The sequence below is a fragment of the Blautia hominis genome (genome assembly GCA_002270465.1).
GTDB lineage: Bacteria > Bacillota > Clostridia > Lachnospirales > Lachnospiraceae > Blautia > Blautia hominis.
The window spans coordinates 284,471-297,844 of record NQOF01000002.1 but is presented as its reverse complement, the minus strand read 5'-3'; the positions used below and the strand labels follow the sequence as shown (position 1 = coordinate 297,844).

The following is a 13,374-nucleotide window of genomic DNA, read 5'->3' as shown; positions in this document are numbered from 1 at the left end:
TACTTAGTTATATCTTTGCCTCAATCAAAAGAAATATGCAGTGTTACCTTTCCACTTTCAATTTCTTCCAGATGTTTTTTTGCCTCCACAAGTCTCTGCAGGCCTGCAATGTCCGTCGGCGCCAGAGTCTGACTCTGATGCGCAATGCTGTCCCGTTTCATCCTGCAGACGGTTTCCTTGAGAGCGCGCATGCGCTCCTGGTCATTTTCCAGATGCAGGGTTGCGTGAAATAAGGATGTAACTTCCTTTTGTTCTTCGCTGTCAGTGAACCGGTTCAAAAGCTTAGCCGGATTGACCTTTCCTTGTTCGTGCTGTTCAAATAAAAGCTCTGCCACCTGCCGAAACAGGGGCGTAGTAAAATCATCAGGGCTTATATACCCCTCTATGGTGTCAAACATCTTTGGATAGGAAGTAAGCCAGGTCAGCATCAGCTTTTGGGAAGCGTCCCTGCCGTCCTCCTTCTTATCCTTTCTCCGCTCTTTAACCGGCGGTCTGGGCTTTGCCGAAATTGCCGTGCCCGAAAGGGCCAGGTTATTCACCATGCGCCGCAGATCTTCATAACGGATCTGATAATTCCTGGAAATACTCTCCATGTAATTGTTACGCTCAAGTTCCTCAGGAAATTCCAGCAGTTTTTTTGCGATCGCCCTGTAAAACTCTGTTTTGTCCTCCGGGTCCGCCAAATCATACTGCCGTTCCATGACCTGGACTTCAAACAGAAAATAATTCATAGCCTCAGAAAGCCGCTTCTCAAATGCCTCCTGACCCTCTGCCTTGATGAATTCATCCGGGTCCTTGTAAGGCGCCAGATTTACCACCCTGGGCTTGATGCCAGCCTCCCGGAGAATAGGGATCCCCCGAAGGGCTGCCTTCTGCCCTGCCTCATCACTGTCATAGGTCAGCAGCACTTCCTTTGTGTAGCGGCTCATAAGGCTGGCATGTCCGCTTGTGAGGGCTGTCCCAAGGGAAGCCACCGCATTGGTAAATCCCGCCTGGTGCATGGAGATGACATCCATGTATCCCTCGCAGATGATCAGGTAATTCTTTCTGGACTTTCTGGCAATGTTCAGGCCGTAAAGGTTACGGCTCTTGTCAAAGATCTTCGTCTCCGGCGAGTTCAGATATTTGGGTTTTGCATCGCCCATAACACGCCCGCCGAAACCGATCACCCGGTTATTCACATCCATAATGGGAAACATGACACGGTTCCAGAACTTGTCGTGCATGCCATATCTCTCATCCGCGGAAAAAAGCCCGGATTCTTTCAAAATAGTATCCGAATAGCCTTTTCCCTTCAGATACCGGTACAGGCTGTCCGAATATTTGCTGGAATAGCCCAAGCCGAACCCCTTGATGGTATCGTCTGACAATTCCCTGTTCTTCAGATACTCATAAGCCTGCCTGCCCCCTTCCTGCTTCAGCAGATAGTAATAGTAGGCGGCAGCTTTTTTGTTCACCTCCAGAAGAACTGTCTTTAAGTCCGCGGCAGCCCTCTGTTCTTTGGAGTATTCCCCTTCCGGAAGTTTCACCCCGGCCCGCTCGGCCAGGTATTTCACAGCTTCTATAAAGGTGAAATTCTCATACTCCATGATAAAAGTAAACACATTTCCTCCTGCTCCGCACCCGAAGCAGTAATACATCTGCTTGCCGGGGCTTACGGAGAAGGACGGTGATTTTTCATTGTGGAAAGGGCACAGGCCAAAGTAGGAGCTGCCCTTTTTCTGCAGCCGCACATAACCGGAAATGACATCCACAATGTCATTTTTCATGCGGACTTCTTCAATTATGTCATCGGAATAAAACATCTAGTAAACACTCCATCCTTTCGGAACAAAAATATCCCTGAATTTTTCCATGGAATACTGGTCCGTCATACCGGAAATATAGTCACAGACAACCCGGTTCATCTCCTCGCCGTCCTTAAGCAGCCGTTTGTACTCCTCAGACATTTTGTCCGGTTTGGTGCTGTAATAGCCGTACAGGGCTTCCACAAGGTTCTCTGCCTTTTCCTCTTCCTCTTTCGCAACGGGATTCAGATAGACATTCTGGAACATAATGTTCCGAAGGTCACGCAGTCCCTCCTCAATCTCAGGGGACATGTGTATCGCATCTTTCCCTCTGCTGTTGTCCACAATATCATGAATGAAGGTGTTGAGCCGTTCTTTTGTGTTCTCACCCAGCAAAAGCCGCAGGGTGATGGGAATGTCATCTTCCGTGATGACCCCTGCTCTTTGGGCGTCATCCATATCGTGATGGATATAGGAGATCTTATCACAGAGCCGTACGATCTGTCCCTCCAGGGTATGGGGGGAACCGCTGGTCCTGTGATTCAGGATCCCGTCCCGCACCTCCCAGGTGAGATTCAGCCCAGCCCCGTTCTTCTCCAGACATTCCACCACCCGGATGCTCTGCCGGTAATGGGCAAATCCCAGGGGGCACACTCTGTCAAGCGCTCTCTCCCCGGCATGGCCAAAGGGGGTATGTCCCAAATCGTGTCCCAGCGCAATGGCCTCCACCAGATCATCATTGAGCCTTAAAGCCTTGGCAATGGTCCTGGCAGTCTGGGAGACCTCCAGGGTGTGGGTCAGACGGTTCCTGTAATGGTCCCCCTGGGGCGCCAGAAAGACCTGGGTCTTATCCTTCAGCCTCCGAAAAGACTTGCAGTGCAGGATTCTGTCCCGGTCCCGCTGATAGACCGTCCGGATATCGCACTCCTCCTCATAACGGTCCCTGCCCCTGCTGTCCCTGCTGTGGGCAGCGTAAGGGCTTAAAAGTTCCATCTCCCTTTGTTCCATCTCCTCACGGATATTCATTCGGCAGCTCACCTTCTCTCTTCAAAAGCAAAGCCAGTATAAAAAACTTTCTCATATACATTATTACGCATAAAACAGGGATTTCCTTTTTCTCCGGCAAAAATTTCACATTTTTTTTCTTTCCCCGCACATTCCCTCATAAACAGCAAAAATTTCCCGGCAGAGCAGTCAATCTTTTTCCTCTGCCGAGAAATTACTGCATACTTCCCGTAATTCTACTCCATATAGGCTTCTTTCAGCATGGCGATCTCTTTGGCGTATCCTTCTAAGTCATTGGGGGTTTCCAGATAAAACGGCAGTTTCCTGAGTTTCGGATGGTTGATGATGCGCTTCATGGCCTCAAACCCTATCTTGCCCTCCCCTATTTTTGCATGTCTGTCCTTGTGGCTGTCAAGACCGAACATGCTGTCATTTAAATGTATGGCCTTCAGCCTGTCAAGGCCGATCACCCGGTCAAATTCTGTCAGGACCCCATCCAGGTCATTCACAATATCATAGCCACCGTCATATACATGGCAGGTGTCCAGGCAGACACCCATTTTATGGGAAAGCTCTGTCCGGTCAAGGATTTCCCGCAGTTCCTCAAAAGTCCTGCCTACCTCACTGCCTTTTCCGGCCATGGTCTCCAGAAGCACTGTGGTATTCTGTTCCTCTGTCAGGATCTTATTCAACATGTCCGCAATGTAGGAGATCCCTGTTTCCACCCCCTGTTTCACATGGCTGCCCGGATGAAAGTTATAACAGTTTCCCGGTGTATACTCCATGCGTCTTAAATCATCTGCCATGGTATTTGTGGCAAATTCCCTGATACCCGCATCCGCGGAACAGCCGTTTAATGTATAGGGCGCATGGGCCAGAATACAGGGGAACCCCTGCTCCTCCCCAAGCTTTAAAAACTTCTCCACATCCTCCTGGCTGATCTCTTTTGCTTTCCCTCCTCTGGGGTTCCTGGTAAAAAACTGAAAGGTATTGGCCTGTATTTTAACCGCTTCTTTCCCCATTGCCTCATAACCTTTGGCTGAGGATAAATGACATCCGATCGTTAGCATATTTTTTTCCTCCTGGCGGTTTTTTCTTCTGTATGCTGAAACCGTCTAAGATATTATACACGAAAGTGGACAAAAAAAGTAGTCTTTCTTAAAAAACTTCCGGAAGGATATCCCGGAAGTTTTCAATCATTTACCTGCTCATCCATTTCATACACTTTCACTTCGTATCCCTTTAAAACCTGCAGGCCCGTTCAACTGCTCCAGACTCTCATATGCTCAAGATAGATTCCGTTCCTCCTCATATTCGCACGGGATATGCAGAATAACACTTGTTCCTACATCCAGCATACTTTTTATCTCCAACCCGTACTCGGTTCCGTAAATATACTGAATTCTGTTTTTTACATTTCCCACACCTATTTTCCGCTGCGTTCCTGCCATTAATTTCTTATCCTGCATGACTGCCTGCAGATTTTCTTTTGTCATTCCCACTCCATTATCCTGAACACAGATGCAAAGCCTGCCCTTGTCATGGTATGCAAGGATAATGATCATGCCGGGGCCTGTTTTGGGGACTATCCCGTGAAATAATGCATTTTCCACAATAGGCTGCAGTAAAATATTTGGCACCCTGCATTCCAGAAGCTCCTCCGGAATTTCATAGAACACTTCCACCCTGTCCTCATATTTAAATTTCTGGAGTGTAATATAATTTTCCACGTTTTTAATTTCCTGCCGCAGTGTTGTGAAATAATTATCCTTTTCTGCCCTCAGTGTGTCCTGCAGAAGGGCAATAAAGGCATTGGAAAAGCAGGCGATCCTGTCATTTCCCTCCTCCTCCGCCATATACGATATGGTACTCAGTGTATTGTAAATAAAATGGGGATTTATCTGCAGCATCAGGCGGTCAATTTCCATATTGACCATATCTTTTTCATATTCAATGGATTTTTTTATGTACTGCTGGAGATTTTCAGCCATAGTATTTATAGTGTCCCCCAGTTCTGAAACCTCGTCTGTTGTATTTATCGCCACTCTTGTGTCCAGGTTTCCTTCTCCTATCCTCTTGCTTGCAACGGACAGTTTGTGCAAGGGACGTGTGATCCTGCCTACATCCTGATATAGTATAAACAATAGAAGCAATCCTGTAACTCCCATGCAGATCGGAATAAACCTTAAGGAATCCGCAATCCTCCTGTTCATGGACTGGGCAGAAATTTCCGCAACACATCTCCAACCGCCTTTCATATTACCGTTGATCAGAAGGATATTTCCGTTTTCAAGTTCCTTTACAGCGGTATCTCTGCCCTGTTCAAACGCAGGGAGATCCTGATAAGCAACTGTGCTTTTTCCTTTCTCCGAGAGCAGGTTTCCGTACCCGTCATACAGCAAGAATGCCTGGACCAGCCCATCGTCAATGGTAGTTTCCTGTGTAAACTGCTCCTTCCGTATCTCAACTACAATATCAATCGGCTCACTGCTTTTCCCCGTCACATCAAAACCCGTTAAAATATAAGGCAGCACGTCTACTTTGTAATGCGCTTTTATTACCGCTATATTTCCAGGAGGCGCGAACCCTGTCCGTTTTCCGGATTCTTTAAACTCCTTATACCAGGCAGCATTTTCAAAGTCATATTCTGTTCTTTCTTTTGAATAGCACACACCGTCACTTATAATGGAAATACAGACACAGCCTATCTGAGAAAGCATGTACTCTGTCAATTTCTTTTCCAGGTTATCCTTGTACAGCAAACGGCTGAAAGAATCATCCTGGTCTTTGTAGAACAGTTCCTGCACTGTCTTGTCAAGAGCTACTAAACGAGCCAGATTTTCTGTGGTCTCCTGAATATATCCGGCATGCTGTACATACTGCTCCAATTTCTGCTTTTCGCCGCTGACAGCCTGTTCTTTTAAGATAATATGGACGGAACCGAAACATACAGCGCCTATGATCAAAAAAGACAAAAGGATCAGGGGCAGTATATGGTTTAATATTTTATATTTAATACCTTTTCGCTTCATTCCCGCCGACTGCTCCACTTCTTTTGATATTGTCCGGGACTTATTTTTTCATACCGTTTGAATACGATACTGAAATACTGGCTGGTGGAAAACCCCACCTTTTCATAAATCTCACCGATGACATACTCCCCTGTTTCCAGGAGCCTTTTTGCCTTTTCAATACGGTATCTGGTAATATAGTCCACCACGGTCATCCCTGTTTCTCTGCGGAAGCGCCTCCTCAGGTGGCTTTCGCTGATTCCTATATATCTGCTGATGCCCTCCAGTGTGATTTGTTTTTCATAATTTCCGTGTATATAATCCAATGCTTTTTTCACATTCTCCGAGTAAGACTGTACGCTGTCGGCCTCTTCTTCCTGCTTTGTCCTCCTGATTTCTGCAGACAGCCACTTTTCCAGAGCCTGGGGATTCTGAAAAATATAGTTTTTCTTCTGCTCTAACTCATAAGTAGAGAGACACGATTTTTTCCTTTTACCTAAAAGCTCCTGATATAACAGCTCTGCTATATGTAGATAAGTATCCACCGGTATGGTATCTCTGTACCTGCAAAGTTTATCCACGGCTGTCTCCAAATCCCACGCTCTGCTGACAGGGTCCACAAATTCCTCCATCCACTTCCAGATATCCACCTGCTGCCCTATATCCCGTTTTTTCTCATATTCCCAGGAATACAGCACGCGTGCCTTATCCAATGTATGTATATACCTCTCCCAGGATTTCTGTTTCTGATAACAGGCTGGAATTTCATCAAATGTTAAATTAGCTGAGGAGGCCAGCAGCACACAATCTGCCTTTTCTTCTTTTAAAAATTCTTCTATCTGGCCTGCAATGCCGCATAGCTGTTCCTGCTGCTGCCGTTCACTGGAAAGATTTCGCACGTAAAAAATCAGGCAATAGGAGGCGGCTGACATCTTTACCGCTGCTCTGCACTTCATATTCTCTGTGTAAAAAAGGGATTCCATCTGATTTTCATCCAGTCTGAATTCTTCCTGTTGAATTTCTGACAGCTTTACAGGAATTTTTCTAAAAATTGAGATCACCGCATAACTAGTGCTGCAGCCTTTCGGTGCGTTAAATGTGACGACACTTTTTTCCCCGTGATTTAGGAAATTATATATATTTTTTTCAAAATAGATCCTGTTTTTTTCCTTCTCCATTTTAGACTCGAGAAAAAGCCTTTCTATTTCCGCGTTCACCTGTTCCTTTGTGATCTCATTCTTAATCATATAGCCGGAAATCCCAAGAGTAAGTCCCTGTTGTACAAAAGAAAAATCCTTGTAGGAGGTCAGAAGTATCACTTTGATCTCCGGGTAATGTGCCTTCACCGCCCCTGCCAATTCAAGCCCGTCCATTACCGGCATGCATATATCTGCCAATATCATGTCCGGATGGCAGGATTCCAGCTTCTCAAGAGCCTGGCTGCCATTTTCTGCTGTCCCCACGATCTGATATGCCTCCTGGTTGTCACCCAGTACCCTTTTAATGTGGCGGATTGCCATGGGTTCATCATCCACAAGAAAAATCCTGATTTGCTCCATAGATTCAAACACCTCTTATTCTGTCATGGTAGCATTGCTCTACTTAATCATACCACCCCGCCTGCCTCAATACAATTTATGGTATTAATTACCAACTCCGTCAGCCCTTGACAGCTCCGGCAGTCAAACCCTTTATAAAACTTTTGGAACCCAGGATGAACATCAGGATCAGAGGGATCGTCGCCAGCAGCAGCCCTGTGATCTGCGCCGCATAATCTGTTCGGTAAGCATTTCCAAGGCTGCGGATATAAACGGGTATCGTATAAAGCTTTGGGCTATTGACAAACACAAGAGGTACAAGATAACTGTTCCAGGACCACAGAAAGATCAAAAGCGCCAGTGTAGTAATACCGGATATCATACAAGGAAATGCAATACGGAAGAAAATTTTCAATTCCCCGCATCCGTCTATTCTGGCACATTCCACGATCTCTATGGGCAGTGCTCCCTGAATAAACTGTGTCATCCAAAATGCCCCGAAACCACAGGCCAGCCAGAGCAGGATCATGGGCCATAAGGTACCTGCCAGGTGCAGCGTCTTCATTTCGATCATATAACCGATTATCCCAATCTGTGACGGTACCATCATGGTCATCATTACAAAACTAAAAAGTGCCTTCTTCCACTTAAAGGGATATACACTTAAGGCATACCCTGCCATAGCGCTTATAAGTATACAGCCTATCGTAGCGGATACAGATATGATCAGACTGTTTATGTATGTCCTTACAAACCCTGACTCCATAACAATACTCACATTTTTCATAAAATAATCGGAGGGGAGAAATGGAATACCTTTGAATATCTCTTCCGTTTTATAAGTTGACATTAATATCATGGTAAAAAAAGGATACAGAGAGATCAACGATACCAGAAGTAATGCTACTGCCGCTAATATTTTAGCAACTCTTTTCTTCATTTATACTTCCTCCTTCCGATTCATCAGTTTCATGCCGATGACGGCACAGAGTACAATGATAACAAACAGCACGATGGCTACCGCAGAACCATATCCAAGTCTGCTGGTAGTTTTAAAGGATACATCATAAAAGTTCCATACAATGGTCAGACAAGAACGGTTCGGCCCTCCTACCGAGGCGGAACCCATGCCGCTGCCGTTAAAAAGAAGGTTTGGTTCATCGAACATCTGAAGCCCGCTGATAATACTGGTAACTACCACAAAAACAGTGATTGGCTTCAGCATGGGGATGGTTATTTTCCAGAATATTTTCCAGGCACTGGCCCCATCCGCCCGTGCAGCCTCGAACACATCCTCTGAGATAGATGTGATCCCAGCAAGATAGATTGCCATATAATAGCCGGTACTCTTCCAGATAATCATAAATGCCACGACAAAATAAGCCAGCTTTGGATCTCCAAGCCAGTTTAATCCTTTGTCGATCAACCCCAACCCCATAAGGATCTTATTCACAATGCCGGATGACCAGTCAAATAAAAAGGAAAAAATCAATCCAATCGCAACAGGGGTTGTAATATAAGGCAGAAAATTCACTGTCTGAGCTACATGCCTGCCTCTTTTCAGGTTACTCAGACATGCTGCCATCAACAGCCCCAGAAATATGGATATCGGATAAGAAAGCAGCATGATCCGTAAGGTGTATAAAATGGATTTTCTGAAATTAGGATCTTCAAACAAAACTCTTTTATAATTGGCAATTCCAACAAACACCTTATCCGCCATACCATCCCACTCAAAAAAACTGGTTCGCAGAGTAAATAAAATGGGGAACAGATTAAAAGCCAAAAAGCATATGATAAATGGACCAAGAAAAAACAGCGGCCAATAAAGTGTATATTTTCTAAGCCCTTTTGAACCCGCCTGTCGTTTATTCATAAATAATCTCCTTTATATGTCATGCAGACAACAGAAAATGTGCCCTGGGGGTTTTCTGCTGTCATAAAAAGGCTGCCGCAGCAAAGAATCACTTTTGATTTTTGTGCAGCAGCCTTTGCCGTCAGCTCTTATTTAACAACCACGTCGGGCAGACGATTCTGCATCTCCTCCAGGGCCTGGGTCAAGGCCTGTTCCGATGTCACACTTTCGTCCGCAATAATGTTATTTAACACAAGTGTCAATACCTCACTGGCAACACCATCGTATTCTGTTCTCTGCGCAATTTTCATCTTAGGCATGATATCCTGATAAAGGAGTTTTCCCACATCCTGATCTGCAAAATACGCATCTACTTTAGATGTATACTCCGGATTGTCATAGGGGGCTTTGTAGGGAGTATAGTAATCCACCTTTTCTTTCATTACCTGAATCCCTTCATCCTCCATTGTGCAGAATCTTATAAAGTTCCACGCCATCTCTTTGTTTTTGCTCTCTTTGGATATGCCCATTGCAGTGCCTCCCCAGGAAAAGCTGTTCCCCTCAGGTATAAACATACCCCAGTTTCCGCTTCCGTCCGGGTCATTCGGTTTTATAGAAAATTCCAGGGACCAGTTGGCTGCCGGAAAGAAGATATGATTTGACTGTGCATAAGCGGCATTGTCCTGGGCAGACCACTGTTCGATCACATCAATGGCCCCCGCATCCCGGAGCTGGCAGGCATCCTCTATGGTCTGCTTGTATTTTCCAGTAAAGTCCACATCACCATTGTCATTCACCAATGATGCTGCCTCCTTGCCACGCAGCCATTCCGCCACTGCTCCGATCGTAGAAAATAATTTTACTGAGCCGCCTGACTCTGTCTGTACTTTTTCGGCAGCATCACAGAAAGCCTTTATATCCGGCAGCATAGCAGCCAGTTCATCCGGATCGTCCGTACCAAGATATTGTTTTGCCAAATCCCTTTTATAAGCAAATGCTGACGGACATACTGTCTGATCCACGCACATGATCTTACCGTCTGCATTTTTCATCTGATTCAAATAGCTGTCAAAAAACATATCATCTTTCAAATTATAAGGTTCTTTCGTCAAATCCTCCCACATATCAATACTCAGCATCTGCCCCCTGTAATTTGCCTCAGACACTAATATATCCGGCAGTTCCATCCCAGATGCAATACACTGCTGTACCTTTGTCACATAATCTGCGGATGCCACTTCTGTGATCTCAAATTCCACTTCTGGATATTTTTTCTGAAAGGCCTCCATCATGGGCTTATAAAAGTTGGAATCCCAACCCCAATAGGACAATACAACTTTATCACCACCTTTGCTGCTCTCAGCGGCGCCCTGTTCTTCCTTCTTGCCGCCGCTGTCATCTGCGTCGTTTCCGCAACCAGCCAGCACTGTCAACGCCATAGTCCCTGCCAAAACCAAACTCAGAATCTTTTTTAAATTTTTCATTTCCACGTTCCTCCTTTGTCCTTTCTTTGATAGGACTATCATAACAAAAAACATCTTCTCCTCCTATTCAATATCCGGCTCATTTGTATAATATCCGCTCATTTCCATAATCCTGCAGGAGATATAAAAAGAAAAGCGCCCATGCATTTTAACTGCACAGACGCTTCTTCCACGTATTCCAGTGATACTTTTTTATTTCCAGTGATCCTCAATCTCTTCCCTGATGATCTGTATGTAGCGGCGGGCTTTCTCTATATTTCTGTCAATGGTATAGATATCCCTCTGGGTGATCTCCATCTTACATCCTCTTGCAGAATGGAGGCTTTTCCTGATATAAGCCCTAAATGCCTCATCATCCAGCTCTTTGCCGCTGATACCCAGGAAAGTGGCAGCCGGTTTTCTATGGTAGATCACATTACTGCCCCTCAGCCGTTCTCCCATGAACTCTTCGTCACACCAGGGAGAGATTGAAACCTTCCTCAGATTTTTAAACTTGCTGATGCAGCTGTCCCACACCTTGTCAACCGGCTCACAGCATCCATAGGAGAGCAGGCCGAACTGGGAACCGATCTTCTCATAGCAGGGGAAAATGATCTCTTCAAACATCTTCGGAGAAATGCTAAGTGTTTCCTGGGAGTCCATGTATCCCCAAACATCCCTGCGGGTCAGCTTTCTTTCCTTCAGGGTTTCCTGACCGGGCAGTTCCCTGTTGAAAGCAAAGGTTCCCTGACCAACACTTTCATATTCCGTGGTGGGAAGGATTACCCCCTTTTCCTCCAACAGATCATAATAGGCCAGGGTATCATCAGCCGCCTGGTCCATGATTTTTTTGAAAAGCTCCGGGTACTGGGCAATATTCAGCATCATATTTTCCATACCCATCAGATGGATGAGCATCTGGGTAGGTACGCTGTAGAGACAGTCCATTTTCCTTCTCACCGGCAGGATATCACCGATTGCCTCTGTTACAGCCTCCAGTTTCTTTCTGCTGCTTTCCAGGTCCACGGAAAACACACTTGGCCCTATTTTTCCAAGATCATCTTCCAAATCCTCGATCACCGGCAGAAAGCGCACACTGATCCCTGCGCAGTCCTCCTCCTCTTTTCCCGTGGCAAACTCTTTCTTCATATCCAGCCCATACAGCTTGAACTCCGTGTCATAATTCATTTCAAAACAATCCGGTGTCACTCTGTCATCCTCAAACAGTTCCTGACCCACAAAGTCCTGATACAGATCAAACTCAACTTTTCTTGCAAAATCCCCGGTACATTTCAGTCTTGGGACGATCACCTCATTGTTAAATCCCCATGACTCCAGTACCACCATGGGTATCTCCCCCTGAAGTGCATTGTGCTTGTACCATTTTTCTTTCAGGACCGTATTTCTCTCCTGTGATGCAAATTCTTTATGTTTTTCTGCCACTTCACGTAATATCCGCTTATCCTCATTGCTGATCCCGTATTCCATAAATATTCTCCTTTACTCTCTGTTATTGACTTCTAAGTGTTAATCCGTTTTCTATATCATAACCGATACAGAAGGGTTTTTCATTACAGTGAATTGACATTATATATAAAAAAATTGACTAAATTATATCCTTTCTCATTGACTACCGCGTATGAATTCTATATCTTTATAGTAAAAGAAAACCTCAGGAGGCAAACCTTATGGAAACATCAAATCCAACACCTCTTCCCGAATCCAGGATTTATTTCTGTACACCCACCGCTTTGATCCGCCGGGAATTTTTATATCCCATCTGTCTGGGGCATTTTTTCTGTGATTCCACTTACCATGTGGAGCGTTCAAGCTACGACAGCTTTCTTCTGCTCTATGTCAGGACCGGTTCCGGTTATCTCACATACTCCGGAAAACAATTCCGCCTGAAAGAAGGTGATTTCTGCTGTATTGACTGTTATCAGCCCCATATCTATGGGACAAATTCCACCTGGGAAATCCAGTGGATCCATTTTGACGGCATCTCCGCAAAAAGCTATTATCAATGGGTCATAAAACAGAACGGGTTTGTCTTCTCTCTGCCCAAAAGCCAGGCCCTGCAGGTTTTGAGGCCTCTGCAGCATATGCTGGATATTTTTGCTATGCATGTTCCTTATAATGAAATCTGGCTCTCCAAATACATTACGGATATGCTCTCTTTCCTTCTGGATATGCCCGATTACACACTGTTAGCCTCCGCCGGCAATACGGTGAGCGAACGTGCCATCTCCTATATGCAGCAAAAGTTTTCCTCCAACCTGTCTATGGAGGAGCTTGCCGGCCACGTTTCCCTGAACTTATCTTACTTTATCCGATGCTTCAAAAAGGAGACCGGCATGACGCCCCACAGCTACCTGACCTCCATACGCCTTCAGCAGGCAGTCTATTACCTGAAGACTACAGACAGGACTGTTAAAGACGTGGGGTATGCCTGCGGATTCCAAAGTGAGAACAGCTTCTGCATTACCTTCAAGAAACATACGGGGTATACCCCTTCGGAGTACCGGTGCCTTCCACATTAACAGCATTTTATTTCTGTACAGAAAAAAAACCTGTATCTTCTCAGATACAGGGCATCTAAAATGCGGGAGATGGGACTTGAACCCACACGATCTTGCGACCACTAGATCCTTAGTCTAGCCTGTCTGCCAATTCCAGCACTCCCGCTTTTCTCTGTCGCTCTTTGTTATCACTTCC

At 45.4% G+C, this 13,374-nt stretch carries 10 protein-coding genes and 1 tRNA gene; 1 reads left to right on the top strand and 10 read right to left on the bottom strand.

The genetic code is table 11. The features are described from left to right. Positions 1 to 20: 20 nt before the first annotated feature. The 9 genes from dnaG to CI595_RS07305 form a co-directional block, all read right to left on the bottom strand. A complete protein-coding gene (dnaG, locus tag CI595_RS07345) occupies positions 21 to 1,805 on the bottom strand; it encodes a DNA primase (protein ID WP_095172633.1) in 1,785 nt (594 codons plus the stop codon). Then, positions 1,806 to 2,813: a deoxyguanosinetriphosphate triphosphohydrolase gene (locus tag CI595_RS07340; RefSeq protein ID WP_095172632.1), complete on the bottom strand. Its 1,008-nt coding sequence runs from the start codon at positions 2,811 to 2,813 to the stop codon at positions 1,806 to 1,808. A gap of 215 nt (positions 2,814 to 3,028) precedes the next feature. Continuing rightward, entirely contained in the window at positions 3,029 to 3,862 is an 834-nt protein-coding gene (locus CI595_RS07335; RefSeq protein WP_095172631.1) for a deoxyribonuclease IV, read from the bottom strand. A 216-nt stretch (positions 3,863 to 4,078) separates the two neighbouring features. Further along, complete coding sequence (locus tag CI595_RS07330; RefSeq protein WP_095172630.1) at positions 4,079 to 5,824, bottom strand: sensor histidine kinase; 1,746 nt, start codon at positions 5,822 to 5,824, stop codon at positions 4,079 to 4,081. Beyond that, positions 5,821 to 7,362 (bottom strand): response regulator transcription factor, encoded by a 1,542-nt coding sequence (locus CI595_RS07325; RefSeq protein ID WP_095172629.1) that lies wholly within the window; start codon positions 7,360 to 7,362, stop codon positions 5,821 to 5,823. Before CI595_RS07325 ends, CI595_RS07330 begins: the two co-directional genes overlap by 4 nt. 100 nt (positions 7,363 to 7,462) lie before the next feature. After that, positions 7,463 to 8,281, bottom strand: a complete 819-nt coding sequence (locus tag CI595_RS07320) for a carbohydrate ABC transporter permease (protein WP_095172628.1) — start codon at positions 8,279 to 8,281, stop codon at positions 7,463 to 7,465. After that, positions 8,282 to 9,217 carry a carbohydrate ABC transporter permease gene (locus CI595_RS07315; protein ID WP_095172627.1) on the bottom strand — a complete coding sequence of 312 codons (936 nt, stop codon included), beginning with the start codon at positions 9,215 to 9,217 and terminating at the stop codon, positions 8,282 to 8,284. A gap of 128 nt (positions 9,218 to 9,345) precedes the next feature. Next, positions 9,346 to 10,680: an ABC transporter substrate-binding protein gene (locus CI595_RS07310; protein WP_162291824.1), complete on the bottom strand. Its 1,335-nt coding sequence runs from the start codon at positions 10,678 to 10,680 to the stop codon at positions 9,346 to 9,348. A 192-nt stretch (positions 10,681 to 10,872) separates the two neighbouring features. Further along, positions 10,873 to 12,147, bottom strand: coding sequence for a uroporphyrinogen decarboxylase/cobalamine-independent methonine synthase family protein (locus tag CI595_RS07305; protein ID WP_095172625.1), 1,275 nt, complete (start codon positions 12,145 to 12,147; stop codon positions 10,873 to 10,875). Between the two features lie 200 nt (positions 12,148 to 12,347). On the opposite strand from CI595_RS07305, the gene CI595_RS07300 reads away from it, so the two are divergent. Next, the gene (locus CI595_RS07300) at positions 12,348 to 13,199 is read left to right on the top strand and encodes a helix-turn-helix domain-containing protein (RefSeq protein WP_095172624.1); all 852 of its coding nucleotides are present in this window, start codon (positions 12,348 to 12,350) and stop codon (positions 13,197 to 13,199) included. Between the two features lie 61 nt (positions 13,200 to 13,260). Here the strand turns inward: CI595_RS07300 and CI595_RS07295 are convergent. Continuing rightward, positions 13,261 to 13,344, bottom strand: a tRNA-Leu gene (locus CI595_RS07295). Positions 13,345 to 13,374: the final 30 nt, after the last annotated feature.

Excerpts from the sequence above, each read along its gene's own strand:
- CI595_RS07300 (WP_095172624.1), top strand. The coding sequence starts at position 12,348 with ATGGAAACATCAAATCCAACACCTCTTCCCGAATCCAGGATTTATTTC.
- CI595_RS07315 (WP_095172627.1), bottom strand. The coding sequence starts at position 9,217 with ATGAATAAACGACAGGCGGGTTCAAAAGGGCTTAGAAAATATACACTT.
- CI595_RS07310 (WP_162291824.1), bottom strand. The coding sequence starts at position 10,680 with ATGAAAAATTTAAAAAAGATTCTGAGTTTGGTTTTGGCAGGGACTATG.
- CI595_RS07320 (WP_095172628.1), bottom strand. The coding sequence starts at position 8,281 with ATGAAGAAAAGAGTTGCTAAAATATTAGCGGCAGTAGCATTACTTCTG.
- dnaG (WP_095172633.1), bottom strand. The coding sequence starts at position 1,805 with ATGTTTTATTCCGATGACATAATTGAAGAAGTCCGCATGAAAAATGAC.
- CI595_RS07340 (WP_095172632.1), bottom strand. The coding sequence starts at position 2,813 with ATGAATATCCGTGAGGAGATGGAACAAAGGGAGATGGAACTTTTAAGC.
- CI595_RS07330 (WP_095172630.1), bottom strand. The coding sequence starts at position 5,824 with ATGAAGCGAAAAGGTATTAAATATAAAATATTAAACCATATACTGCCC.
- CI595_RS07335 (WP_095172631.1), bottom strand. The coding sequence starts at position 3,862 with ATGCTAACGATCGGATGTCATTTATCCTCAGCCAAAGGTTATGAGGCA.
- CI595_RS07305 (WP_095172625.1), bottom strand. The coding sequence starts at position 12,147 with ATGGAATACGGGATCAGCAATGAGGATAAGCGGATATTACGTGAAGTG.
- CI595_RS07325 (WP_095172629.1), bottom strand. The coding sequence starts at position 7,362 with ATGGAGCAAATCAGGATTTTTCTTGTGGATGATGAACCCATGGCAATC.